A 23,644-nucleotide genomic window follows, 5' to 3' on the forward strand; every position below is an offset into this window, starting at 1 on the left:
CGGAACCATTCACCCACCACGCTCCTAAGCAGCGAGGGGGACCCCAAGCCGCTTCAGATCCCGCGCAATCACCTCGGGTGTGTCGCGCAGCTCCCGGGACGTGCAGCGGATGATCACCCGTCCGTCCGCGCTGAGGGCGCGCTGACGGGCGAGGTCGTCCTCCCACTGCTCGACCTCCATGTGGAAGGCGCCGTCGACCTCGAGGACCAGAATCCGCCCGTCCGACAGCGGCCATTCACAGTCAGTGAAGCGGACCCGGCCATCGGCGTCCCGCCGCTTCACCTGGCGAAGCGGCTCGGTGATCCCGAATTTCTTGCAGAGACGCGCAACGTCGAGCTCCGACACTGACTGGATCCCGCCGCCGAACTCCTCCAAGGCCCGGCGCATCACCGGCGCACGGCGGATCCGCCCGAGTGCTTCGAGCTCCGTCAGCAGCTCGGGCGCAGTCGCGAGCCGTTGCTGGATCGTCGCAGCCAGGATTCCGAGGGCGGATCGCTCGCTCCGCTCCTCGGCCGCGAAGAGCAGCACCGCCGCGCGCGGTCGACAGGTGGGCACGTCGATCTCGGTCGACTGGAGGTTGGGCAGGTCGCGTTTGGAGCGGACGAACCGATAGCCCTCGAGCCGTCGCGGCAAGTTGCGCGAGTACGGCACCAACACCGTGATCACGTCCCTGTCCCAATTGCGGAGGCCACCCAGCGTGGCGGCATGGACTCCGGCGATCAGTGACTCCTCCCCGCCGTGCAGCACGCCGAGCCAGAGCCGCTGTTCGTGGGTCAGCTCACCGGTGAATGTGGCGATGACCTTGGGGCCAGCGAACTGCCACTTCTCGGAGCGAACGCGATGGAGGACAGCGTGCGGGGCGAGCCCAGCCTGCGTCAGCTGGCGTCGGGTGATCAGCCCGCCCTGTGCCTTCGCGATGCTCCGCCACGTCTCAGAGGCCTTCTCCATGGCCGAAAGGGTGCATGAATCTTCGGATTCGAGCTGACGGCCATCCACAGGCCCGCTTGGGTGAATGGTTCCGGCAGCTATGGGTGCCGGAACCATTCACCCAAGCGGGGGTCAGCGCAGGGTCGGGAGGGCGTCGGTCGCCTCGAACTGCCCCATGCCGGTCATCTGGAGCAGGTCGACGGTGACGGCTCGGATCTGCAGGAGCACACCCTCGGCGTTGATCACCTCGGTGCGGCCGACCTCTGCGGTGTCCTGGCCGATCGCGAGGAGCTCGTCACGGACACCCTCGGGCATCCGGTTCTCGGCGAACTCCTGCGCCACATGCCGGGTCGCGACGGCGAGGCGGTCGGCGAGCTCCGCATACGCCTCCGGGACCGGCTGCCCCCGATAGGCCGCGACGGCGACCTGACGCACCAGGACCCGGGTCGAGCGCAGCGCACGGTCGAGCGGCTCGACCATCTCACTCATCGCCCGGACGTGGCCGCGGTGTCGCAGCCGGAAGGGTGAGGAGGCCACGACCGCCATGCCCTCGTCGGCCGCCGCGTGCAGCTCACGGACCAGCGGGTCGGTGGAGCGCGCGTCCTTCAACACGGCCATGCCGTGCACCGCGTCCGCATCCCGCATCACGTCCGCAGCCGCCGTGAGCAGCGTCGCCATCTTCCGTACGACGACAGCCGCCTGTTCCCGGGGACGCCGCAACGGTGCCGCCGGGACGATCGTGGCCGCCACGAGAGCCACCGCTCCACCGACGAGCGCGTCGGTCCAGCGGGTCCAGGCGGTGCCGGAGCCGGGCACCATCGCGGTCACGAAGATGCCCTGCACCGCCGCCTGGTTGACGAAGAGCTGACCGCCGTCGGCGAAGAGCGCGATCGACATCCCCAGCGCGACGATCAGCGTGATCTGCCACGCGCCGGCGCCGAGCCAGGCGACCAGCAGGTCACCGAGCAGCACCCCGAGCGCGACACCCAGAGTGACCTCCGCGACCCGGCGGAGGCGTTGGCCGTAGGACGTGCCGAGCGAGACCACTGCGGCCACCGCCGCGAAGACCGGTGCCTTGTGCTGCAACAGCTCGTGCGCGACGAGCCACGCCACGCCGGCCGCGACGGCACACTGCGCCACCTGCCACCGGCGGGCCCGCCAGCGCGCGACTGCCCGCCGCCACCGCGGACCGATTGTTGCCCGCCGGGCCCTTGGGACGACTTTCGATGCGCTCATGTCACTCCGTCCCCGGCATCACCAATGGGTCCGCAGAACCGCTCCTCCAGTCCGCCACCGATCGTCGCGTCGACCGCCCGGAGACGGGTGCGCGTGATGTCGGCGACGGTGGCGAGTCCGGCGGTCGCGGCGCGAGAGCCCGCCCGCACCGGCACCCCGACATCCACCGAGACGCAGGTCCGCGTGCCGCCGTCGGTGGCGTTGGCCAGCGCGACCGCATGGCCCGTCGTCCCCGAGCCGGCGAAGAAGTCCAGCACCCGGCAGTCGCTCGGCATGGTGTCGAGCAACCGAAGGATCAACCCGGTCGGCTTCGGTGTCTCGAAGATGTGACCGCACATTGCCTTGAGCTCCGCCACGGCCGAGTCCGTCGACCCCACTTCCGACGCAAGCCAGATGGTGCGCATCTTCTTGCGGCGCGGACCACCGCCATGGGCGGTCTCCAGCCAGTCCTTCTGGAAGACGTCCACCCGCTCACCGAGCACTCCGGTGATCCGACGACAGACCAGATCCTCGGCGCGCGCCGAGATCAACGGAGCCGACCAGCGCCACACGGCCGGTGCACCATCACCGAAGACCGGCTTGATCTCGACCGCTCCCTCGAACGGCTCCACCGAGACCCGCCCGGAATCAGGCGAGCCCCAGATCGCGAAGTGCAACGTCGGCGCGGAGATCGGGTTGAAGCGCTTGTTGGTGTTGCGGAGCGGGAGGTGCCGATAGCGCCGATCGCCTTGCAGATAAGGGAAATCAGCCTCATCCACCAAGGAGGCCGACGACGCCTCCAGCGCACACACCGAGGCCGAGCGAGCGAAGACCAGGAGATATTCATGCGACGTCGCGAAGCCCCGCCCGAGCTGGCGGCCCTTGGGGTTGAGGTTCACCACGACTTGGGCGAGGAAGTTCCCGCGACCGAAGACCTCGTCCATCAGCAGCCGCAGCGAGGCCTGCTCGTTGTCGTCGATCGACACCGCGATCGCCCCCGACTCCGCGAGTACGCGACGCGCCTCGAGGAGGCGAGGACGCATCATCCCGACCCAGTCGGAGTGGCGGTCGACGTACGCGAAGCCGTTGCCGGTGTTGTAGGGCGGGTCGATGTAGATCAGGTCGAACGAGCCGTCGGAAAAACCGCTCAACACGGCGAGGTTGTCACCCTCGATGAACGTGTTGGTCTGCACACGACGACCCTAATCGGGCAGGCGCCTACTCCGGCGGCGGACCCGCGACAACGGCGACGGTGGTCGTCGGGGTCGTGCAGCCCGACGCATCGGGCGAGGGCGAGGCCTGGACCACGACGCCGTCGAAGGAGTGGAAGACGACAGCGTCGGTCGGTGCGCCGCAGCCGACCGAGACGATCGAGGCGAAGAGGTCCTGGCCGGCCGCTGGCTTGGCCGACGCGAAGGCCGCCGAGAGCTTGGCCTCGAGTGGGCCCGTGAACTGCGCGGCGTATTCGTCGCGCGAGGCCGGCGTCTGCAGCCAGGTCAGGGCCGAGGCCGCCGTACCGCCGGCGCCCTTGGCCGAGACCAGGTCCAGGACCTTGTAGGACGTCGCCGCGGAATCGTCCTGCGAGCCGCCGGAGCCCGAGCCGGAGGAGCCGCACGCCCCGACCGAGAGCACGAGGGGCAGGGTGATCAGGGCCAGGAAACGACGGTGTTTCATAGTCCCGTGACCCTAGCCCGGACCTTCACCAGAGCTGAACTGGATAAGTTCCGAGACGCCGAGGTGCCCGACCTGATCGGTCCCGGTCTCAAGCTGCTCTTCGTCGGGATCAACCCGGGCCTGTGGACCGCGGCGACGCAGACCCACTTCGCGCACCCGGGCAACCGCTTCTACCCCGCGCTGCGGATGGCCGGGATCATCTCGCGCGACATCCCGTCCACCGGCATGACGGACGCGGATCGCGAGCACCTGATCGAGCGCGGCATCGGGATCAGCAACGTCGTCCACCGCGCGACCGCTCGGGCGGATGAGCTCACCCGCGAGGAGTACGTCGACGGCGGCGCGCGGCTGCAGGAGCTGGTCCGCCGGATCGAGGTCCCGGTGGTCGCGATCGCGGGGATCGGCGCCTACCGCTCGGCGTTCCGGCTGCCCACGGCACTGCCCGGCCTGCAGCCTCCGGGCGTCACCGAGGAGTGGGGCGGCGCCGAGATCTGGGTCGTGCCGAACCCCAGCGGCCTCAACGCCCACGAGACGGTCGCCACGTTGGCGGCGAAGTACGCAGAGCCGGCGCGCGCGGCGGGCATCCTCTAGCCCGAGGGTGCATGGTTCCGGCACCCAGAGGTGCCGGAAGCATTCACCCGCGGGAGGGGAAGGCCGGCTTCTCCTTGGCCAGGAACGCGCGCACGCCCTCGTTGAAGTCGGGGCCGGTGTAGATCTCGCGCAGGGCGGCGTCCTCGTCCTCCGGCGCACCCTCGAACTGGTCCACCAGCCGCGCGAGCTGGGTCTTGGTGTGGCCGATCGTCACGCCCGACATCACCTGCACCGAGGCGATGATCGAGGCAACCTCCTCCTCGACAGCCGGCCCGACATAGGCCAGCGCACCCACCGCATAGGCACGGTCCGCACCCACCAGCCGGGCCGCGAGGAGCATCTCGCGCGTGAGGGCCTCGCCGAAGATCGCGGCGCAGCGGTAGAGCACGCCCGAGGAGAGCGCGTTGCCCAGCGTCCGACCGATCGGGTACCCGAACCGCGAGGACGGCGTCGCGAGGCGCAGGTCGCAGTGCGTCGCGACGGCGAGACCGCCACCGACGCAGACACCGTCGATGACCGCGATCGAGACCTGAGGCAGCCGCTGGATCTTCGCAAAGAGTGCCTGGAGCCAGCCCTCGTACTCCACCGCATCCCGAGACAGGAAGTCCGAGATCTGGTTCCCGGCGGCGAAGGCGCGCCCACCGGCTCCGCGCAGCACCAGCACCTTGACGGACTCGTCGGCCGCGAGCGAGTCGCACAGGTCGTGCAGCCCCTGGTACATCGCGAAGCTGAACGCGTTCATCCGCGCCGGCGCGTTGAACGTCACCGTCACCACGCCGTCGGCGCGCTCGATGAGCAGCTCGTCGGTCACCTCGGCCACCTCAGGACTCCCAGACAGATCGGTCACGGACGTGAGACTAGCCAGCGCGAGATCAACGTCGAGTCGACGTCCACCAGCGCATTCAGCTCCATCCGTACGTCGACCGGCTGGCCGGCCACGATCCGCGGGGCCTCCCCCGCCACGATCATCGGTGTGAAGGTCAGGCAGAGCTCATCGACGAGGCCGGCCCGCAACATCGAGCCCAGCAGGGTCGGTCCGCCCTCACAGAGCAGTCGCGTGAGCCCCTCTGCCCGCAGCCCCTCGACCATCCCCCGCAGAGCATCGAAGTCACCGCCGGGCACCAGCCGGACCCCCGGACCGTCCACCAGGGTCGGAGGTAGCTCCCGGCCCACGACGATGAGCGGCTTGCCCGCCGGGTGGTAGCCCTCGGCCCGAGCCGTGCCAGCGCCGACGATGATCGCGTCGGCGCCCGCCCGCAGTTCGTGGAAGACGGCCTGGTCGGCCGGGTTGTTGATCGAGCCCGCTCGTCCATCAGACCCGGCGGCGGCTCCGTCGAGCGAGGAGACCATGTTGACCCGCAGCCACGGACCGTCGGGCCAGTCCCACGACGCCTCCCCCACCAGAGCCCGGATCCCCGAGAGAGCGGAAAGAGCGTCACTCATCGTCGATCTCCCATCGCATCACCCAGTACTTCACGCCGTACGGATCGTCGTCGTAGTCGACCGACACCAACCGCGCCCCCTTCGCCACCGGACCGGGGTCGGTCTCGACCGGCGCGAAGTCCGCCGGCCTCGGGCCGCACAGCAGGTCGGCCAGCTCGGGAAGCGCGGAGACATCCGCCCACAGCTCCTCGGCCAGCGCCACGTCGATCCGCCGCAGCTCCGACGGCGCCACCGTCAGCGCCTCACGCAGCCAGTCGTCGAACCCATGGGACCGCTCGTCCAGGTGCCCCGGCGCCTTCTCACTCCGCGTCGCCGACCCGTTCGCCACGACGACCACCCCGCCGAGTTCGGGGTCTCCTGCCACCGAATCCGGAGTTTCCTGCGCCTCGAGCAGGCCGGCCACGACGCCGTGCGAGTCACCCACCACGCGCGCACCCGAGCCGACCCACGCCAGCGCCGCGACGACAGCAGCCCGCAGGTCAGCCACGGGATCCACCAAGGAAGCGAATTCAGCCTTCAGCGCCAGCACCCCCGGCACGAGCACGACTCTCATTGCAGCCCCCGGATCGCCCGGGCGGGAGCCCGACGGCCGGCGATCGACCAGACCATGTCGACCGTCTCGCGGGTGGGCGCGACCTGGTGGACGCGGTAGATCTGCGCGCCGGCCAACGCGCACACAGCGGTAGCGGCAAGGGTGCCGGTGAGCCGAGAGCCGACCGGCAGATCGAGCGTCTCCCCCACGAAGTCCTTGTTCGACAGCGACACGAGCACCGGATAGCCCAGCCCGACCATCTCCGAGAGCCGTCGCGTCACCTCCAACGAGTGGAAGGTGTTCTTCCCGAAGTCATGCGCCGGGTCGATCACGATCGACTCCGCGGACACGCCCGCCTCCAAGGCCCGCGACGCATAACCCATGACGTCAGCAACAACAGACGCCATCACGTCCGAATACTCCCGCCGATACGGCCGCGTCCGGACCGTCGCGCCGCCGGTGTGGGTGCAGACCAGCCCGACGTCCCGCGCAGCCGCCACGGAGACGAGCTCCGGGTCCGCGCCACCCCACGCATCGTTGATCACATCCGCCCCAGCAGCACAGACGGCATCAGCCACGCCGGCCCGCCAGGTGTCCACCGAGATCACCAGACCCGGGAACTCCGACCGCACCGCTGCCACGAAGTCCACGACCCGGGACCGTTCCTCCGCCTCCGAGATCACCGCGCCGGGCGCCGCCTTGATCCCGCCGATGTCGACGATCTCCGCGCCCTCGGCGACGACCTCCCGCACCCGCGACAGCGCCGCGGACTCGTCCCACGTCGCGCCCTTGTCGAAGAACGAGTCCGGCGTGCGGTTGACGATCGCCATCATCAGCGTCGCGTCCTCGGCGAACGCATGCCGCCCCAGCCGCATCATGGTTCGACCCTACTGACCGAGTTCGCCGGTAGCCGCTCATGCGTCAGTACGTCGCGCACGACCGCCTCGATCTCACCGGACTCGACGCGCCGCCACTGAACGAGGTCGACCCGGCTTTCTTCGGAGGGCGAAGAAAACCGAGCCGACCTCGCCGCCATAGCCGCCATGAGCTGGGCCGACATCACACCCAGATCCAACAGGGGCTGGTGACTGTGACTCCGCTCCCCCAGATCAACCTGCGCAATTGCCTCAACGCCACGGGACTCAAGTGTGTCGATCAGCGCCGCGATCTCGACGGCATAGCCCACCGGCACCGACAGCTCCTCGAAGAGCGAGCGGTGTACGGCCCACTCCCCCGCCAGCGGCTGGACCAGACCGGCAAGCTCCGGCCACCACAACGACAAAGCGGGCCGGGCGACGAGCTCGGTGACGCGGCCGCCGTCCAGCGGGCCGTGCTCCCCCGGCCGCTCGTAGAACCCCTTGACCAGCTCACAGGACGGAGAGGACAACAGCGGCCCGAGCAGGCCGGGGATGAAGTGGGTGTCCCACTCGACCAGGTCGGCGTCCATGAAGACGATGACGTCCCCCGAGGTGACGAAGAGCGACTTCCACATCGCCTCGCCCTTGCCGGGGAAGGAGCCGAGGTCCGGCCGCACCGCAGCAGAGGAGAAGACGGAAGCGCCGGCCGACGCAGCCACGGCCGCCGTGGCATCGGAGGAGTCGGAGTCGATCACGACCACCTCGTCGATCAGGTCGACGGTCGACATCAGCGCAGCGCGCACCCGTGAGACCACCGAGCCCACCGTGGCGGCCTCGTTGCGGGCAGGCACGACCAGTGACACCGACGTACCCGACGACCGCTTCAGCTCGACCAGCGCGGAGAGCGACCAGTCGCTCCACCGATAGGTCGCGATCCCGGTCACGCCGGACAAGTTAGCCTGCCCCCATGACGTGGTTGGTGACAGGCGGAGCGGGCTACATCGGGTCGCACGTGGTGAAGGCGCTCGTCGACACCGGCGACGACGCGCTCACGCCGGTCGTCGTCGACGACCTCAGCTCCGGCCACGCGGAGTTCGTCCCGGCCGGTGTCGAGCTGGTCAACGCCAGCATCCTCGACCTCGGGACGATGATCGACACCCTCAAGCGCCACGAGGTCACCGGGGTCATCCACCTTGCCGGCTTCAAGTACGCCGGCGTCTCGGTCGAGCGCCCGCTGCACACCTACGCGCAGAACGTCCAGGGCACCGCCACCCTCCTCGAGGCCATGGGCGAGACCGGCGTCGACCGGATGGTCTTCTCCAGCAGCGCCGCGACCTTCGGCACCCCCGACGTCGACCTGGTCACCGAGACGACGCCGACCAGCCCGGAGAGCCCGTACGGCGAGAGCAAACTGATCGGCGAGTGGCTGCTCCGCGACGTGGCCAAGGCGCGCCCCGGCTTCACGCACACGAGCCTGCGTTACTTCAACGTCGTCGGTTCGGGTGGTGAGGGCCTCTACGACTCGAGCCCGCACAACCTCTTCCCGCTGATCTTCCGCGCTCTTGCCGAGGGCAGAACCCCGCGGATCAACGGCGACGACTACGCGACGCCCGACGGCACCTGCGTGCGTGACTACGTCCACGTCAGCGACCTGGCCCACAGCCATGTCGTCGCCGCCCGGCGGCTGGCACAGGGTGACCAGCTCGAGGCCGTCTACAACCTCGGCTCGGGCGACGGTGTCTCCGTCCGCCAGATCATGGATGCGGTCCGTGAGGTCACCGGCATCGACTTCACGCCCGAGGTCGGACCGCGCCGTCCCGGCGACCCCGCTCGGATTGTCGCCACCGGCGAGCTCGCCCGGCGCGACCTGGACTGGGCCATGCGGCACTCGCTCTCCGACATGGTCGCCTCCGCCTGGGCGTCGGCACCGAAGGGCTGAGCTACCCTCCGTTCAGACACAGGGCGTGACCAGGAAACTGACACGTCGTTATACCGATGCTGCTCGGGGGCACTGTGAGTTAGGTCCTAGGGCGGGACTTTTTTCCCTGAGGAAATCTCAGGGAGACATGTCGCTGCCTACAGTGAGACTCGGCGCCCTGGATGCGGGCTGCCGGACAAGTCGAGGGAGCACACGTGACGATTCTGTCGGAGCGCAGAAGCCATCTGGTGGCGAGCGCGCCGAGCCGCGCGCTGCAGGCGCTTCCGGCGACGGCCTTCGTCATGGATACCGGGTTGATCCTGGTTTCAACTATCGTCGCGGTGGTCGGCCGCGCGAAGCTGGACCTCTTCCACGACCCTCACAACATCGCTCACGATGCCAACGTCGTCGCCCCATTCCTCGCGCTGGGCTGGTTGCTGATGCTCGGCGCCATGGGCAGCTACCGGCGTTCCGTCTTCGGTGAGGGGACCGACGAGTTCAAGCGCGTGCTCAACGCCTCCCTCTTCGCCGCCGCGCTGGTGGGCGTGGGCTGCTACCTGATGAAGTTCTCCCTCTCTCGCGGCTTCTTCCTGCTCGCCTTCATCGTCGGCACTGTCCTCCTCCTCGTCGGCAGGTTCCTCCTCCGGCGGGCACTGCACGCCGCGCGAGTCCGCGGCTCCCTCCTGCAGCGGGCTGTGATCGCCGGTGGTCGTGCGCAGATCGATGACGTTGCCAACGTGCTCCGGCGTGAGAAGTGGCTCGGCTACCACCTGGTCGGAGCGCTGGTCTCCGGCGGCGTCGCCGGAACGGAGACCGCCTCCGGCATCCCGATCCTCGGTGACGCCGACAGCCACGACGACGTCACCGGCCTGGACGACGTCGACGTCATCTTCTTCACAGGAGGCTCACAGCGCTCCGCAGCCGACCTGCGCAAGATCGTCTGGGAGCTCGAGAGCCACGACACCCAGCTCGTCATGGCCCCGGCGATGACCGACTTCGCGGCCGAGCGCGTCCGCACGCGTCCCGTCGGCGGCCTCCCGATGATCCACATGGAGTCGCCGCGCTACGAGTTCGCCGGCCGCTGGGCCAAGCGCACCTTCGACCTGATGGGCTCCGGCGTGCTGATCCTGATGTGCGCGCCGATCCTGATCTACGCCGCGCTGGCTGTGAAGCTCCACGACCGCGGTCCCGTCTTCTTCCGACAGACCCGGGTCGGTAAGGACGCCAAGGAGTTCGGTTGCTTCAAGTTCCGGACCATGGTCGTGAACGCTGAGTCCCTGGTCGCAAAACTCCAGGAGGAGCAGGGCGTCGACGCACTGCTCTTCAAGATGAGGAACGACCCGCGCATCACGCGCCCGGGCCGCTGGCTCCGTCGCTTCTCGATCGACGAGCTCCCGCAGCTCTTCAACGTCTTCCTCGGTGACATGAGCCTCGTCGGCCCTCGGCCACAGGTCCCCCGCGAGGTCGCCCTGTACGACGACGCCCTCCGCCGTCGCCTGCACGTCCGTCCGGGCATGACGGGCCTCTGGCAGGTCTCGGGTCGCAACGACCTCTCCGTCGAGGAATCGGTCCGTCTCGACCTCTACTACGTCGACAACTGGTCGATGACGCAGGACCTCTCGATCTTGGCGCGCACCGTCGGCGCTGTCGTCGGCTCCAAGGGCGCTTACTGACCGAGGTAGGCGCGCAGCGCCCCGAGTTGGTCGTCCGGCTGGAATCCGATCGCCTTGATCTTCGACAGGTCGAGCGTCGACTGGAGCGGACGCGGGCTGACCGGCTTGCCCTCCGCCAAGGGGCCTGCGAAGTACTCCTCGGTACTTACACCGATCACGTCGTCGCGGTCACGGCCGAGCAAAGCGAACACCTCGGCGGCGATCTCCCGCCACGACATCGGTTCGCCGTCGTTGGTGACGTTGTAGGTGCCGAACTCGGCCCCCGAGGTCACCAGGTGCCGGATCGCATCCGCCAGCGTCGAGGCGAAGGTGAGGCGCCCGATCTGGTCGGAGACGACAGATGGCGAGACGCCGTTGCCCGCGAGCGTCTGCATCGTGCGGACGAAGTTCTTCCCCTCACCGATCACCCACGACGTGCGCAGGATGTAGTGGCGCGGAGTCGTCGCGACGGCAATGTCGCCAGCGGCCTTGGACTGCCCGTAGACCCCGAGAGGCGACAAGCGCTCATCCTCGGTGTGGGACGCCGCGGTGCCGTCGAACACGTAGTCGCTCGAGACGTGGACCAGGGTGAGGCGGTGCTCGGTCGCCGCCCGAGCGAGCAGGGCCGGCGCGACGGCGTTGGCGGCCCACGAGGTCGCGCGTCCCTCCGGCGTCTCGGCGAGGTCGACCGCGGTGAACGCCGCCGCGTTCAGGACGACCTCGTAGTCACTCCACGGCCACGCCTCGACAGCGGCGGCCGAGGAGATGTCCAACTCGTCCAGATCGACCTGCTCAGCCTCAGGGAAGACGACAGCGAGGGCACGGCCGAGCTGGCCCTTGGCACCGATGATGAGGGTCTTCTTCGGCTTCATCGGCGTGACGTCGCCCAGCAGCGGGTTGTTGCGGTCCTTCTCCGAGATCTCCACCTCGTCCGAGTCCAGCGGGATCGGCCACGGGATGGCCGCGGTCGGGTCGGCGAGGTTGAGCGCGGGGTACGCCGGCCCGGGCTGCCAGTGGTCGTTGACCAGGTAGGAGTAGACGGTGTTGTCCTCGAGCGCCTGGTAGGAGTTGCCGACACCGCGGGGCACGAAGACGGCGGTCTCGGGACCGATTTCGATAGAGAACGTCTGCCTGAAGGAGTCACCCTCACGCATGTCGACCCACGCGGCGAAGACGCGCCCGAAGGCCACGGAGACGAACTTGTCCCACGGCTCGGTGTGAATGCCGCGGGTCGCCCCGCGCGAGGCGTTGAACGACATGTTGTTCTGCACCGGCCCGAAGTCCGGCAGGCCCAGCGCCGTCATCTTCGCGCGCTGCCAGTTCTCCTTGAACCAGCCGCGGGCGTCGCCATGGACGGGCAGCGTGACGACAAGAAGGCCCGGAATCGGCGTCGTGTCGATCTTCACTTCGTTGGTCGAGTTCATCGAGGCCTCAGTGCCCCTTCGCGGCGTACTTCGCCTCGGTCTCGTGCTTGTGCGGACCCCACCAGGCCTGGTTCTCGCGGTACCAGTCGATGGTGTCGGCGATCCCCTGCTCGAAGTCCTGGAAGGACGGCGTCCAGCCGAGCTCCTCACGCAGTTTGGTGGAGTCGATCGCGTAGCGCAGGTCGTGGCCGGGCCGATCCTTGACCCACTCGATGTCCTCGGCGTCGCGACCGAGGTAGGTGTTGATCGCGCGGACGACCTCGACGTTGCTCTTCTCGCCGTCGGCGCCGATCAAGTAGGTCTCACCGATCCGCCCCGTCTCGAGGATCGTGAGGACAGCTGAGGAGTGGTCCTCCGTGTGAATCCAGTCGCGGACGTTGAGGCCATCGCCGTAGAGCCGCGGGCGGCGCCCCTCCAGGATCTCGGTGATCTGACGCGGAATGAACTTCTCCACGTGCTGCCACGGCCCGTAGTTGTTGGAGCAGTTCGAGATCGTCGCCTGCACGCCGAAGCTACGCACCCATGCGCGCACGAGCAGGTCCGAGCCCGCCTTGGTCGAGGAGTACGGCGACGACGGGTTGTACGGCGTCGACTCGGTGAACCGCTCGGGATCATCGAGCTCGAGGTCGCCGTAGACCTCGTCGGTGGAGACGTGATGGAAGCGCTTCTCCCGCTTTCGCACCGCCTCGAGAAGCGTGTAGGTCCCGATGATGTTCGTCTGCAGGAACGGCAGCGGGTCCGACAATGAGTTGTCGTTGTGCGACTCGGCCGCGTAGTGGACGACTGCGTCGACCTCGGCGACCAGCGGGTCGACCGTGGCCGCGTCGGCAATGTCGCCGACGACGAGGTGAATCCGGTCCTTGGGAAGTCCCACAAGAGACTCCTCCGTCGAGGCGTACGTCAGCTTGTCCAACACGGTCACGTGGTCGTCGGTGTGGTTGACGAGGTGGTGGACGAAGTTGGACCCGATGAAGCCGGCGCCGCCGGTCACGAGGATCTTGCGCACGAGGCGCGAGTCTAACGGGGGCGCTCCCTAGGATGGATCGTCGTGAAGGGAATCATCCTCGCCGGTGGCACCGGCTCCCGTCTGCATCCGATCACCCTAGGGGTGAGCAAGCAGCTGATGCCGGTCTACGACAAGCCGATGATCTACTACCCGCTCTCGACGCTGATGCTCGCGGGGATCCGCGACATCCTCATCATCACGACGCCGCACGACGCCGAAGCCTTCTCACGGCTGCTGGGGGACGGCTCGCAGCTCGGAATCAATATCACCTACACCCAGCAGCCGTCGCCCGACGGACTCGCCCAAGCGTTCATCCTCGGTGCCGACCACATCGGCGACGACCGAGTCGGCCTCGTGCTGGGCGACAACATCTTCTACGGAGCCGGCATGGGCACCCAGCTGCGGCGTTTCGAGTCACTCGAGGGCGCGGCAGTCTTCGGATATCGGGTGGCCAACCCGACGGCGTACGGCGTCGTGGAGTTCGACGAGCACAACGTCGCCATCTCCCTTGAGGAGAAACCCGAGAAGCCCAAGAGCAACTACGTCGTGCCGGGACTCTACTTCTACGACAACTCGGTGATCGAGCACGCAGCGGGACTCAAGCCGAGCGCCCGCGGCGAGCTGGAGATCACCGACCTCAACCGGATCTACCTCGAGGCGGGCACCCTCTCCGTCGAAGTGTTGCCCCGCGGCACCGCGTGGCTCGACACCGGAACGGTGGAAGACCTCAACGAGGCGGCCAACTACATCCGCGCCATCGAGCACCGCCAGGGCAACAAGGTCGGCGCACCGGAGGAGATCGCCTGGCGGATGGGCTGGCTCTCTCACGAGGAGCTCGAGCGCCTCGCGCAGCCGCTCGTCAAGAGCGGCTACGGCGCTTATCTGTTGGACCTTCTGAAAGACTAGGCGTCAGCCCGACCGAAGTCGTCCTCGAGGCGGATGATGTCGTCCTCACCGACATACGAGCCGCGCATCACCTCGATGATGACCAGCTCCTCGTCCTGGGCGTTACCGATGCGGTGGGGCACGCCGACAGGGATGTCGATGCACTCACCGACACCTGCTGTGACGGTCGATCCCTCGACCACGCAGGTGGCGTAACCACTCGCGACCACCCAGTGCTCGCCGCGGTGCTCATGAGTCTGATAACTCAAGCGGGACTGGGGCTTCACCCTGATTCGCTTGACCTTGTAGCCGTCGCCCATCGCGAGGACCTCCCAGGTCCCCCACGGCCGCTCGTCGGAGTCGCCGACGTTGTCACCCATCATGCCGGGGAGCCTAACGGCTCAGCGACGCCGGAGTGAGGCCAGCGCCGGACGCACATCGGCCAAGTAGACGAACGCCACAATCGTGAGCGCCAGGTTGACCAAACCGGGGATGTAGACGAACCACTGCAGCACCTGGAGAGCCGCAGCGAAGCCCAGCGTGATCGACCAGCCCTGCTTGTTCCACTTGTCGGCCGCGCGGTAGTGCTCCGGCGTCCAGAGCAGCGAGTTCACGAACGCGTAAAGCTTCACGGCCAGCAGGACGAAATAGACGATCAGCGAGACAAATGAAGGAACGCCCAGCAGATCCATGGAGGGGATCCTACTGAGCGTTCTTCATCGATCTGACGAATCAGGCCGAAGTCAGGCCTTCTTCGCAGCGGCCTTCTTGGCGGGCGCCTTCTTGGCCGTGGTCTTCGCGGGCGCCTTCTTGGCGGGAGCCTTCTTCGCAGTGGTCTTCTTGGCGGGCGTGGTGGTCACGGTCGCCGCGACCTTGACGCCGTCGGTCTTGCGGATCTTGGCGACGACAGCCTCGCCACGCTTCACGAGGGCCGACTCGGTGAGGATCGTCAGCTTGAAGTCCGGCAGCTTCACATCGGGCTTCTTGAACTCGGGCAGCTTGAGCGCAGGAATCCGGACCTCGGGCAGCTTGACCTCCGGCAGCTTGACCTCCGGGAGGGTCACCTTCGGCAGCTTCACCTCGGGGAGGCTGATCTTCGGGAGCTTGACGTCAAGCAGGGTGAACTTCGGCATTGCTATCTCCTTGTGGTTGATGACGACGATCGAGGTGATCGTCATTCAGCGCCAGGAAGGAGGCATAGACATCGAGCAACGACTGCTTCTGCCGCTCGGTGAGCCTCGGATCTCCCAGCACGGCCAGCTCGACTGAGCCGTCCGTCCCAGCCTCGGGCGTGAGGAATCCGGCACGGACATAGAGCGACTCAGCGGAGATCCGCAGAGCCTTGGCGATCTGTTGGAGCACCTCGGCGGACGGCTTGCGCAGTCCACGCTCGATCTGACTGAGATACGGGTTGGAAACCCCAGCCTGATCCGCAAGCTGGCGCAGCGACAGATGCGCTGTGACTCGCTGCTCCTTGAGGTACTCCCCCAGGGCACGCGCCGTCGCGGCGACGGGGATGCCCTTGCTCTTGACCATACGTACCAGTCTGCTTGCCCGGTGCTAACTGTTGCAAGCAGGCCACTGGGCGGCGGTGGTCACACCGAAACAGCGATAAATTAAGGCACGACGGCACGAATCTCGCCGACCGGCACTCCGCCGCCGAGGAGCACGTGCTTGCCGGAGGCGTCCACCTCGTCGCTCTCGACCCCGAGGGAGCGCAGCAGTGCCGCCATCACTACGGGCCGCGCACGGTCGCCGCCGTCGTCGATCTTGAGTGCCGCGGTGCGGCCGTCCGGAAGCGCGACCACATAGACCGCCTCGGCACCGAGCTTCCCGATCGTCCCCGGAAGGGCGGTGAGCAGGCGGAACTCATCGCGTCCCGTCCCAGACACCAGCTCGGGGCGTGAGCGGATGGCGGAGGCGATCTTCCACTCGTCCCCATCGCCCGCGAGTGCGATCGAGCGGAAGGCCTTCGCCAGGCCCACGAGGGACACCGACAGCAGCGGCGCCCCGCAGCCGTCGGTCGTCACCGCCGCCGGCTCCCCCGTGATCCGCTCGAAGCCCTCCTTGATGCCGACCTGGAGCGGGTGATCGTGCTCGAAGTAACCGGACAGCTGCCAGTCACGGGCGACGCAGGTCGCCAGCATCCCGGCGTGCTTGCCACTGCAGTTCTGCGCGATTCGGCTGGGCTTGCGCCCGGCGCGCACCCAGTCGTCGCGCACTGCCGGGTCCAGGGGCCAGTCGACGATGTTGCCCAGCGCCTGCTCCGAGAGCCCGGCCTCGCCCAGCAGTTCACGGACCGCCCTGAGGTGAATCTCCTCCCCCGAGTGCGACGCACACGTAATCGCGAGATGCCCCGGCTCCACCGCAATCGCCCCCAGGCCCAGCCCCAGCATCGCCAGCGCCTGCAGCGGCTTGTTGGCCGAGCGCGGCAGGAAGGCGGCACCAGGATCACCCAACGCGGTCTCGATGTCACCGTCGGCCGAGAGGGTCACCGCTGATCCGTAGTGATGCCCCTCGACGAACCCCGACCGGACGATCTCCGCCAGCACCTCAGCCATGCGCCCACCCTAAGATCAGCCGGGTGCAGCAGATCCACCCGGACCAGTCGACCATCGACGACCTCACCCTTGCCGCCGCTGGGCTCATCGAGGGACCGGTGCCCGGCACCGAAGGTCTCGAGTTAGTCGACGAGGAGGGCGCACCCCTCACGTTGATGCCGATCCCGACCGAACCCCAGCACGTCGCGCTGGTGGGACACCTGCGGGATCGGCGGGCGACGATTGCCGGACTTCCGGAGCGGACGACGGCGCTGCCGATCCGGCCGGACGATCCTCGGCTCCCCGACGTCCTGGCCCGCTTGGGCGATCCCGAAGTCGTCCAGGCAATGCCGAAGCCGAGCGGCGGCCTGGTTGTCTTCTTCACGGGCCTGTCCGGCAGCGGAAAGTCGACGTTGGCGAGGGCACTCATGGAGCGATATGACGCGGAGCAGCGGCTCTACACCTCGCTCGACGGGGACGTCGTACGACGAAATCTGTCGGCCGGGCTGACGTTCTCGAAGGAGGATCGCGAGACGAACATCCGGCGGATTGGATGGGTCGCGGCGGAGATCGCCCGCAACGGCGGCACGGCGGTGTGCAGCCCGATCGCGCCGTTCGATGCGACCCGCAAGGATGTCCGCCGCATGGTAGAAGAGGCCGGCGGACGGTTCGTCCTCGTGCATGTGGCGACGCCGCTATCGGAGTGTGAGCGGCGGGACCGCAAGGGGCTCTATGCCAAGGCGCGGGCGGGTGAGATCCCTGAGTTCACGGGGATCTCGAGTCCGTACGAGGTGCCTGAGGACGCAGACGTCGTCGTCGACACGACGGGCATCACGATCGAGGAGGCACTCGAGCCGGTCGTAGAGGTGCTCGGTGGTTTCGAGGCTCGCTTCGCTCGCACCTCAACCAACGAGGTGAAGCGGTTCAAGATCCTCTTCGTCTGCAGGGCCAACATCTGCCGGAGTGCGTTCATGGAGCTGACCGCGAAGTCGATGCGGCTGGCCGGCCTCGAGTTCGACTCGGCGGGGACGCATGGGTTCGACGGCAGGCCGATGGATGACGAGATGGCGGCGACGCTGGCCACCGCAGACGCGAGCAACTTCCGGAGCAAGCCGATCACCCGCGCGCTTCTGGAGGACGCCGATCTCGTGCTGACGGCTGAGGCGACGCACCGGGCGTACATCCTCGACGACCACCCCGCCCTCTTCCGGAAGGTGCTGACCCTCGGCCAGGCAGCTGCGGCGATCGAGCGGCTGGAGACAGGGGCGGGCCGCGACGGCGTACTCGCGCACCTGGCCACCAATCGGGGGGCCTCCGGCGTGGAGAGCGACGTCGCGGACCCCTACCGACGGGGTCCTGAGGCGGCGCGGGTGTGCGCCGACCAGATCACGCGTCTGTTGAAGGTTGTGCTGCCGGCCTTGGCGTGAGGTTGGGCTCACTGCGGGGCGACGGCATCACAGGGGGCATGACGGGGGGCAGCCCATCAGGGCGCTTCGACGAGTGTCTCTCGAGGTGGGGACAGCGCGATCCCCGTACTTCCTGCGGCAGTCGCGTTTGCGACGCCACTTCCGATACCAGCGCATGGCCGGAAGTCTGCTCCGCGAACGTTAAGCGCGAGGAAAAACGGTCTCGTGGTCTAGACGTGAGCCACGTCGCACTCCGCGAGGGAGCAGAGGTCAGCGACGCGCGAGCGCGCGGCCCACCACAGTGCCGACCCCGAACGAGGTGGCGATCCAGGCGCCTACGGCACCGGCGAGGAGCATCATCATGGCTGCACATTCGGAGCCCGAAGGACCGACCTGAGCGTTTCTGCCGGATATTTGTCTGGAAGACTCCTGCGACCATGGGTGACCTTCTGACGACCGACGCGCTGTCCGTGCTGATCGTGAGCTTCGGTGTCGGCATCGTCGTCGGGCTGACGGGCATGGGCGGCGGCGCCTTGATGACGCCCGCGCTGATCTTCCTCGGCATCAACCCCACCGCCGCGGTGGCCAATGACCTGGTCGCCGCGGGCATCAACAAGTCGGTCGGCGCTGCGGTGCACTGGAGGCAGGGCTCCCCCAACCTCCGGCTGGCGGGCTGGCTGATCGCCGGCTCGGTGCCGTTCGCGTTCGCGGGCGGCTTCATCGTCAAGGCGATGGGGCCCGATCACTCCGACGACACGTTGATGACCCTGATCGGGATCGCCCTGCTCGCCGCGGCCGCGTCCTACACCGGCCGGATCCTCCTCCAGCAGCGCCGGCTCGCAGCCGGCAACGTGACCACGAGCGAGATCACGGTGCGGGCGCTGCCGACGTTCATCGTCGGCGCGGTCGGTGGCCTCCTCGTCGGCATCACCAGCGTGGGCTCGGGATCGCTGATCATGGTGGCGCTCCTGATCCTCTACCCGACCCTCAGCGCGGTCCGACTCGTCGGGACCGACCTGATCCAGGCCGTCCCGCTGGTGCTCAGCGCTGCGGTCGGCCACGTGCTCAACACCGGCGTCGAATGGCACGTGCTCATCCCGCTCATCCTCGGAGGCACGCCCGGCACCTACCTCGGCGCGCGGATCTCGGCATGGATCAACCAGAGCGTGATCCGTCGCGGCATCGTCATCGTGCTGACGCTGACCGGCCTGAAGATGCTCGGCGTCTCCCCCACCTGGGTCGGCATCATCGGTGGCGGCATGCTCCTGCTCGGCCCACTCGTGTGGGGCGGCATCCGCCAACTGGCAGGCCTGCCGGCCTTCGACGAGAACCGATCGGCCTGGAAGGTCGACCGCACCCGCTCCTAGAGCTCGAGGCCGCTGAGGATCTCGAGCACTCGGTCCGCGAGCTCGGGGCGGCAGACGACGAGGTCGGGGAGGTACGGCGACTCGCGGTTGTACTCGAGCTCAGAGCCATCCACGCGGCTGGTGAAGAGCCCGGCTGCGCGCGCGACAGCGACCGGCGCGGCCGAGTCCCACTCGTACTGGCCACCGGCGTGCACGTAGAGGTCGGTCGTCCCGTCGACGACCGAGATGACTTTGACCCCGGCCGAACCCATCGGCACCAGGTCGGCACCCAGGGCCTCCTGCAGCGGCGTCACGAACGCCGGAGGGCGGGAGCGGGAGACGGCCAGGCGCAGCGGCTCGTCGGCTCCCCCGACGGTTGAGGTGCGAGCGGAGCGAGCCTCGAAACCACCGGGCCCCGTGTGAAAGACCTGGTCGCGGGCTGGCAGCGCAACCGCCCCGGCGGTGAGCCCGCGATCCCGCTCCCAGAGAGCGACGTGCACGGCCCAGTCATCCCGAGGCGGCTCGGAGAACTCACGTGTGCCGTCGAGGGGGTCGATGATCCAGACCCGGTCGACCGAGAGGCGCGCAGCGGAGTCCGCAGCCTCCTCCGACAGGACGGCGTCAGTCGGCGCGAAGGCGGAGAGGAGCCCAGCCAGCACTTCCTGGGCCGCCTCGTCGCCGGCGTCCTTCAACTCGGCTCCCTCGAGCCCCGAGGAGGCGCGGACGTGGAGGAGTCGCTCACCGGCCTGCCCGGCGAGCCAGGCAGCGAGATCGTGGTCGGAGGTGAAGTCAGGCACGGACGAACCCTATCGATCCCCCTAGACTCACCTCGTGAAGATCGCCATCGCCGGCACCGGTTACGTGGGACTGAGCAACGCTGTCATCTTCGCGCAGCACCATGAGGTGTGGGCGCTGGACCTCGACGCGGCCAAGGTCGACAAGATCAACAACAAGGTCTCCCCCATCGAGGATGCCGAGCTCGAGGACTACCTCGCCCACAGGGAGCTCAACCTCACCGCGACCCTCGACAAGCAGGCCGCGTACAGCGGAGCCAGCTTCGTCGTCATCGCAACACCGACGGACTATGACCCCAAGTCCAACTACTTCAACACCCGCTCCGTCGAGAGCGTCGTGGCCGACGTACTGGAGATCGAGCCGTCCGCGACGATGGTGATCAAGTCGACGATCCCCGTGGGCTTCACGAAGGAGCTCCGCGACCGCCACCCGGGTGCGCAGATCGTCTTCAGCCCGGAGTTCCTGCGTGAGGGCAAGGCGCTCTACGACAACCTCCACCCGAGCCGGATCGTGGTCGGCTCCGCACACCTCGACGCCGACGGCCAGGCGAAGGGCAAGCAGTTCGCCGAGCTCCTGGTCGAGGGCGCGATCGACAAGGACGTGCCCGTTCTGCTGACGGGCAGCACCGAGGCCGAGGCGATCAAGCTCTTCGCCAACACCTACCTCGCGCTGCGGGTCGCCTACTTCAACGAGCTCGACTCCTATGCCGCGGTGCACGGCCTCGACAGCTCCCAGATCATCGAGGGCGTCGGCCTGGATCCGAGGATCGGCAGCCACTACAACAACCCGAGCTTCGGGTACGGCGGCTACTGCCTGCCCAAGGACACCAAGCAGCTCCAGGCGAACTACGAGAACGTCCCGCAGAACCTGATCAGCGCGATCGTCAGTGCCAACACGACGCGTAAGGACTTCATTGCCGAGGACATCCTGCGCCGCAGGCCGCAGACGGTCGGCGTCTACCGCCTGATCATGAAGGCGGGCAGCGACAACTTCCGGATGAGCTCCATCCAGGGCGTGATGAAGCGGATCAAGGCCAAGGGCGTCGAGGTCGTGATCTACGAGCCCAACCTCCCCGAGGAGAGCTTCTTCAACTCCGAGGTCGTTCGAGATCTCGACGAGTTCAAGTCCCGCAGCGACGTGATCATCGCCAACCGACGTACGGACGTCCTCGACGACGTGTCTCACAAGGTCTACACCCGTGACATCTATGGTCGCGACTGAACGTAGACTCCTGCGGCGATGACATCTACGAACTACAGGCTCTCCCAGCTGGACCAGCTGGAGGCGGAGTCGATCCACATCTTCCGCGAGGTTGCGGCGGAGTTCGAGCGACCCGTGCTGATGTTCAGCGGCGGCAAGGACAGCATCGTGATGATGCGCCTGGCCGAGAAGGCGTTCTATCCCGCGAAGATCCCGTTCCCGGTCCTGCAGGTCGACACCGGCTACGACTTTCCCGAGGTCCTCGAGACCCGCGACCGGTGGGTCTCGCGCCTCGGCGTCAAGCTGATCGTCGCGTCCGTCGAGGAGGCCCTCGAGAAGGGCATCGTCGTCGACGACGGCAAGACGAGCCGCAACCGCCATCAGATCGGCACCCTGCTCCACGCGCTGGAGGAGGGCCAGTTCACGGCCGCCTTCGGCGGTGGCCGCCGCGACGAGGAGAAGGCCCGCGCCAAGGAGCGCGTCTACTCCCACCGTGACGAGTTCGGCCAGTGGGACCCGAAGAACCAGCGCCCCGAGCTCTGGTCGCTCTACAACGGGCGGCTCCACGAGGGCGAGCACATGCGGATCTTCCCGATCTCGAACTGGACCGAGCTCGACATCTGGGACTACATCGGCCGTGAGGGCATCGAGATCCCGTCGATCTACTTCTCCCACCAGCGCCGCGTCTTCGAGCGCGACGGCATGCTCCTCACGGAGAGCGAGTTCAACCCCTGCAGGCCCGGCGAGTTCGCGGAGGAGCGCACCGTCCGGTTCCGCACCGTCGGCGACCTGACGCTCACCGGCTGCGTGGAGTCCACCGCCAGCACCATCGACGAGATCATCGCCGAGGTCGCGACCGCCCGGGTGACCGAGCGCGGCGCGACCCGGGGTGACGACCGCTTCAGCGAGGCGGCCATGGAAGACCGCAAGAAGGAGGGCTACTTCTGATGGCCACCAACACCGTGCTCAGCACCGACATGGACCTCCTGCGCTTCGCCACCGCCGGCTCCGTCGACGACGGCAAGTCCACGCTCATCGGCCGCCTGCTGCTCGACAGCAAGGCGATCTTCGACGACCAGCTCGAGTCCGTGGAGCGCACCAGCGAGGCGAAGGGTCACGACTACACCGACCTCAGCCTGCTGACCGACGGCCTCCGCAGCGAGCGCGAGCAGGGCATCACCATCGATGTCGCCTACCGCTACTTCGCGACACCGAAGCGGAAGTTCATCATCGCCGACACCCCGGGCCACGTGCAGTACACGCGGAACATGGTCACCGGTGCCTCCACGGCCGACCTCGGCCTCGTGCTCGTCGACGCCCGCCACGGGCTCACCGAGCAGAGCCGCCGCCACGCCGTCCTGCTGTCGATGCTGCGCGTCCCCCACCTCGTGCTCTGCATCAACAAGATGGACCTCGTCGACTTCGACGAGAAGGTCTACGAGCAGATCAAGAGTGACTTCACCGCCTTCGCGACCAAGCTCAACGTGCCAGACCTCGAGGTCATCCCGATCAGCGCGCTGGCCGGCGACAACGTCGTCGAGCGCAGCACGAACATGGACTGGTACAGCGGCCCGACGCTCATCCACCACCTCGAGAACGTCCACGTCGCCTCCGACCGCGACCTCGTCGACGTGCGCTTCCCCGTGCAGTACGTCGTGCGCCCGAAGTCCGACGAGCACCACGACTACCGCGGCTACGCGGGCCAGGTGGCCGGCGGCGTCCTTCGTCCGGGTGATGAGGTCATCGTGCTGCCCTCCGGCATGACGAGCACGATCGAGGCGATCGACCTCTTCGACAAGCAGGTCGAGCAGGCCTTCCCGCCGATGTCGGTGACGATCCGGCTCAAGGATGACGTCGACGTCAGCCGCGGCGACATGATCGCCCGGGTCAACAACGCTCCCGAGGCGACCCAGGACATCGACGCCATGGTCTGCTGGATGACGACGAAGCCGCTGCAGCCCCGGCAGAAGCTGGCGATCAAGCACACCACCCGCAGCGCCCGCGCGCTGGTCAAGGACGTGCAGTACCGCCTCGACGTCAACACCCTCCACCGCGACCAGGACACCCATGAGCTCGGCCTCAACGAGATCGGTCGCGTCCAGCTGCGCACCACCCTGCCGCTGCTGGCCGACCCCTACTCGAAGAACCGCACCACGGGCTCGTTCATCCTGATCGACGAGGCCACCGGCGTCACCGTCGGTGCCGGGATGATCAACGGCTGAGCGCTACCCTC

Annotated in this window: 26 protein-coding genes; 9 read left to right on the forward strand and 17 right to left on the reverse strand. The window is 67.8% G+C overall.

Going from position 1 to position 23,644, the window contains the following annotated elements; all coding sequences use genetic code 11:
* Positions 1-24: 24 nt before the first annotated feature.
* The 4 genes from LH076_RS13550 to LH076_RS13565 form a co-directional block, all read right to left on the reverse strand.
* A complete protein-coding gene (locus LH076_RS13550) occupies positions 25-996 on the reverse strand; it encodes an endonuclease domain-containing protein (protein ID WP_227781273.1) in 972 nt (323 codons plus the stop codon).
* A 63-nt stretch (positions 997-1,059) separates the two neighbouring features.
* Positions 1,060-2,163, reverse strand: coding sequence for an FUSC family protein (locus LH076_RS13555; RefSeq protein ID WP_227781274.1), 1,104 nt, complete (start codon positions 2,161-2,163; stop codon positions 1,060-1,062).
* A complete protein-coding gene (locus tag LH076_RS13560) occupies positions 2,160-3,335 on the reverse strand; it encodes a site-specific DNA-methyltransferase (RefSeq protein ID WP_227781275.1) in 1,176 nt (391 codons plus the stop codon). Before LH076_RS13560 ends, LH076_RS13555 begins: the two co-directional genes overlap by 4 nt.
* Positions 3,336-3,360: 25 nt before the next feature.
* The gene (locus LH076_RS13565) at positions 3,361-3,816 is read right to left on the reverse strand and encodes a hypothetical protein (RefSeq protein ID WP_227781276.1); all 456 of its coding nucleotides are present in this window, start codon (positions 3,814-3,816) and stop codon (positions 3,361-3,363) included.
* A 63-nt stretch (positions 3,817-3,879) separates the two neighbouring features.
* On the opposite strand from LH076_RS13565, the gene LH076_RS13570 reads away from it, so the two are divergent.
* The gene (locus LH076_RS13570; protein WP_227781278.1) at positions 3,880-4,407 is read left to right on the forward strand and encodes a mismatch-specific DNA-glycosylase; all 528 of its coding nucleotides are present in this window, start codon (positions 3,880-3,882) and stop codon (positions 4,405-4,407) included.
* Positions 4,408-4,450: 43 nt separating this feature from the next.
* Here LH076_RS13570 and LH076_RS13575 read toward each other — a convergent pair whose 3' ends face one another.
* From LH076_RS13575 to LH076_RS13595, 5 genes are all read right to left on the reverse strand, one after another.
* Positions 4,451-5,254: an enoyl-CoA hydratase-related protein gene (locus LH076_RS13575; protein ID WP_227781279.1), complete on the reverse strand. Its 804-nt coding sequence runs from the start codon at positions 5,252-5,254 to the stop codon at positions 4,451-4,453.
* Positions 5,251-5,850 carry a dihydrofolate reductase family protein gene (locus LH076_RS13580; protein WP_227781280.1) on the reverse strand — a complete coding sequence of 200 codons (600 nt, stop codon included), beginning with the start codon at positions 5,848-5,850 and terminating at the stop codon, positions 5,251-5,253. The genes LH076_RS13575 and LH076_RS13580 overlap by 4 nt, the downstream gene beginning before the upstream one ends.
* Positions 5,843-6,337, reverse strand: a complete 495-nt coding sequence (locus tag LH076_RS13585; RefSeq protein WP_227781281.1) for a hypothetical protein — start codon at positions 6,335-6,337, stop codon at positions 5,843-5,845. Before LH076_RS13585 ends, LH076_RS13580 begins: the two co-directional genes overlap by 8 nt.
* 62 nt (positions 6,338-6,399) lie before the next feature.
* Positions 6,400-7,260 (reverse strand): dihydropteroate synthase, encoded by an 861-nt coding sequence (gene folP, locus LH076_RS13590; protein WP_227781282.1) that lies wholly within the window; start codon positions 7,258-7,260, stop codon positions 6,400-6,402.
* The gene (locus tag LH076_RS13595) at positions 7,257-8,183 is read right to left on the reverse strand and encodes a glucosyl-3-phosphoglycerate synthase (protein ID WP_227781283.1); all 927 of its coding nucleotides are present in this window, start codon (positions 8,181-8,183) and stop codon (positions 7,257-7,259) included. The genes folP and LH076_RS13595 overlap by 4 nt, the downstream gene beginning before the upstream one ends.
* 23 nt (positions 8,184-8,206) lie before the next feature.
* Between LH076_RS13595 and galE the strand changes: the two genes are divergently transcribed.
* Positions 8,207-9,178 (forward strand): UDP-glucose 4-epimerase GalE, encoded by a 972-nt coding sequence (gene galE, locus LH076_RS13600; protein ID WP_227781284.1) that lies wholly within the window; start codon positions 8,207-8,209, stop codon positions 9,176-9,178.
* 194 nt (positions 9,179-9,372) lie between these two features.
* Positions 9,373-10,830 carry a sugar transferase gene (locus LH076_RS13605; protein ID WP_227781285.1) on the forward strand — a complete coding sequence of 486 codons (1,458 nt, stop codon included), beginning with the start codon at positions 9,373-9,375 and terminating at the stop codon, positions 10,828-10,830.
* Here the strand turns inward: LH076_RS13605 and LH076_RS13610 are convergent.
* Positions 10,824-12,233, reverse strand: coding sequence for a sugar nucleotide-binding protein (locus LH076_RS13610; protein WP_227781286.1), 1,410 nt, complete (start codon positions 12,231-12,233; stop codon positions 10,824-10,826). The two genes, LH076_RS13605 and LH076_RS13610, sit on opposite strands and share 7 nt — an antisense overlap.
* Positions 12,234-12,240: 7 nt before the next feature.
* Complete coding sequence (rfbB, locus tag LH076_RS13615) at positions 12,241-13,239, reverse strand: dTDP-glucose 4,6-dehydratase (protein WP_227781288.1); 999 nt, start codon at positions 13,237-13,239, stop codon at positions 12,241-12,243.
* A gap of 42 nt (positions 13,240-13,281) precedes the next feature.
* On the opposite strand from rfbB, the gene rfbA reads away from it, so the two are divergent.
* Positions 13,282-14,145: a glucose-1-phosphate thymidylyltransferase RfbA gene (rfbA, locus tag LH076_RS13620; protein WP_227781289.1), complete on the forward strand. Its 864-nt coding sequence runs from the start codon at positions 13,282-13,284 to the stop codon at positions 14,143-14,145.
* Here rfbA and LH076_RS13625 read toward each other — a convergent pair.
* The 5 genes from LH076_RS13625 to LH076_RS13645 form a co-directional block, all read right to left on the reverse strand.
* The gene (locus LH076_RS13625; RefSeq protein ID WP_227781290.1) at positions 14,142-14,507 is read right to left on the reverse strand and encodes a phosphomannose isomerase type II C-terminal cupin domain; all 366 of its coding nucleotides are present in this window, start codon (positions 14,505-14,507) and stop codon (positions 14,142-14,144) included. The two genes, rfbA and LH076_RS13625, sit on opposite strands and share 4 nt — an antisense overlap.
* Positions 14,508-14,525: 18 nt before the next feature.
* Positions 14,526-14,816, reverse strand: a complete 291-nt coding sequence (locus LH076_RS13630) for a DUF2516 family protein (protein WP_227781291.1) — start codon at positions 14,814-14,816, stop codon at positions 14,526-14,528.
* 51 nt (positions 14,817-14,867) lie between these two features.
* Positions 14,868-15,257 carry a hypothetical protein gene (locus LH076_RS13635; protein ID WP_227781292.1) on the reverse strand — a complete coding sequence of 130 codons (390 nt, stop codon included), beginning with the start codon at positions 15,255-15,257 and terminating at the stop codon, positions 14,868-14,870.
* Positions 15,235-15,660 (reverse strand): helix-turn-helix domain-containing protein, encoded by a 426-nt coding sequence (locus LH076_RS13640; RefSeq protein ID WP_227781293.1) that lies wholly within the window; start codon positions 15,658-15,660, stop codon positions 15,235-15,237. The genes LH076_RS13635 and LH076_RS13640 overlap by 23 nt, the downstream gene beginning before the upstream one ends.
* A gap of 80 nt (positions 15,661-15,740) precedes the next feature.
* Positions 15,741-16,685: an asparaginase gene (locus LH076_RS13645; RefSeq protein WP_227781294.1), complete on the reverse strand. Its 945-nt coding sequence runs from the start codon at positions 16,683-16,685 to the stop codon at positions 15,741-15,743.
* A gap of 23 nt (positions 16,686-16,708) precedes the next feature.
* On the opposite strand from LH076_RS13645, the gene cysC reads away from it, so the two are divergent.
* Positions 16,709-18,091 (forward strand): adenylyl-sulfate kinase, encoded by a 1,383-nt coding sequence (gene cysC, locus LH076_RS13650; RefSeq protein ID WP_227781295.1) that lies wholly within the window; start codon positions 16,709-16,711, stop codon positions 18,089-18,091.
* A gap of 416 nt (positions 18,092-18,507) precedes the next feature.
* Positions 18,508-19,437, forward strand: a complete 930-nt coding sequence (locus LH076_RS13655) for a sulfite exporter TauE/SafE family protein (protein ID WP_227781296.1) — start codon at positions 18,508-18,510, stop codon at positions 19,435-19,437.
* Here LH076_RS13655 and LH076_RS13660 read toward each other — a convergent pair.
* Positions 19,434-20,213 (reverse strand): 3'(2'),5'-bisphosphate nucleotidase CysQ, encoded by a 780-nt coding sequence (locus LH076_RS13660; RefSeq protein WP_227781297.1) that lies wholly within the window; start codon positions 20,211-20,213, stop codon positions 19,434-19,436. The two genes, LH076_RS13655 and LH076_RS13660, sit on opposite strands and share 4 nt — an antisense overlap.
* 34 nt (positions 20,214-20,247) lie before the next feature.
* On the opposite strand from LH076_RS13660, the gene LH076_RS13665 reads away from it, so the two are divergent.
* Genes LH076_RS13665 through LH076_RS13675 form a run of 3 tightly spaced genes read left to right on the forward strand, consistent with a single transcriptional unit; the run spans position 20,248 to position 23,633 of the window.
* Positions 20,248-21,432 (forward strand): nucleotide sugar dehydrogenase, encoded by a 1,185-nt coding sequence (locus tag LH076_RS13665; protein WP_227781298.1) that lies wholly within the window; start codon positions 20,248-20,250, stop codon positions 21,430-21,432.
* 18 nt (positions 21,433-21,450) lie between these two features.
* Entirely contained in the window at positions 21,451-22,359 is a 909-nt protein-coding gene (cysD, locus tag LH076_RS13670) for a sulfate adenylyltransferase subunit CysD (protein ID WP_227781299.1), read from the forward strand.
* Positions 22,359-23,633 carry a sulfate adenylyltransferase subunit 1 gene (locus LH076_RS13675; protein ID WP_227781300.1) on the forward strand — a complete coding sequence of 425 codons (1,275 nt, stop codon included), beginning with the start codon at positions 22,359-22,361 and terminating at the stop codon, positions 23,631-23,633. The genes cysD and LH076_RS13675 overlap by 1 nt, the downstream gene beginning before the upstream one ends.
* Positions 23,634-23,644 lie beyond the last annotated feature (11 nt).

Origin of the sequence: Nocardioides sp. Kera G14, from assembly GCF_020715565.1 — a bacterium.
Taxonomy (GTDB): Bacteria; Actinomycetota; Actinomycetes; order Propionibacteriales; family Nocardioidaceae; genus Nocardioides.

Coding starts and splice junctions, on each gene's coding strand:
- LH076_RS13635 (WP_227781292.1), bottom strand. CDS start 15,257: ATGCCGAAGTTCACCCTGCTTGACGTCAAGCTCCCGAAGATCAGCCTC.
- LH076_RS13675 (WP_227781300.1), top strand. CDS start 22,359: ATGGCCACCAACACCGTGCTCAGCACCGACATGGACCTCCTGCGCTTC.
- LH076_RS13555 (WP_227781274.1), bottom strand. CDS start 2,163: ATGAGCGCATCGAAAGTCGTCCCAAGGGCCCGGCGGGCAACAATCGGT.
- LH076_RS13640 (WP_227781293.1), bottom strand. CDS start 15,660: ATGGTCAAGAGCAAGGGCATCCCCGTCGCCGCGACGGCGCGTGCCCTG.
- LH076_RS13610 (WP_227781286.1), bottom strand. CDS start 12,233: ATGAACTCGACCAACGAAGTGAAGATCGACACGACGCCGATTCCGGGC.
- LH076_RS13625 (WP_227781290.1), bottom strand. CDS start 14,507: ATGATGGGTGACAACGTCGGCGACTCCGACGAGCGGCCGTGGGGGACC.
- galE (WP_227781284.1), top strand. CDS start 8,207: ATGACGTGGTTGGTGACAGGCGGAGCGGGCTACATCGGGTCGCACGTG.
- LH076_RS13565 (WP_227781276.1), bottom strand. CDS start 3,816: ATGAAACACCGTCGTTTCCTGGCCCTGATCACCCTGCCCCTCGTGCTC.
- LH076_RS13655 (WP_227781296.1), top strand. CDS start 18,508: ATGGGTGACCTTCTGACGACCGACGCGCTGTCCGTGCTGATCGTGAGC.
- folP (WP_227781282.1), bottom strand. CDS start 7,260: ATGATGCGGCTGGGGCGGCATGCGTTCGCCGAGGACGCGACGCTGATG.
- LH076_RS13630 (WP_227781291.1), bottom strand. CDS start 14,816: ATGGATCTGCTGGGCGTTCCTTCATTTGTCTCGCTGATCGTCTATTTC.
- cysD (WP_227781299.1), top strand. CDS start 21,451: ATGACATCTACGAACTACAGGCTCTCCCAGCTGGACCAGCTGGAGGCG.
- LH076_RS13645 (WP_227781294.1), bottom strand. CDS start 16,685: ATGGCTGAGGTGCTGGCGGAGATCGTCCGGTCGGGGTTCGTCGAGGGG.
- LH076_RS13580 (WP_227781280.1), bottom strand. CDS start 5,850: ATGAGTGACGCTCTTTCCGCTCTCTCGGGGATCCGGGCTCTGGTGGGG.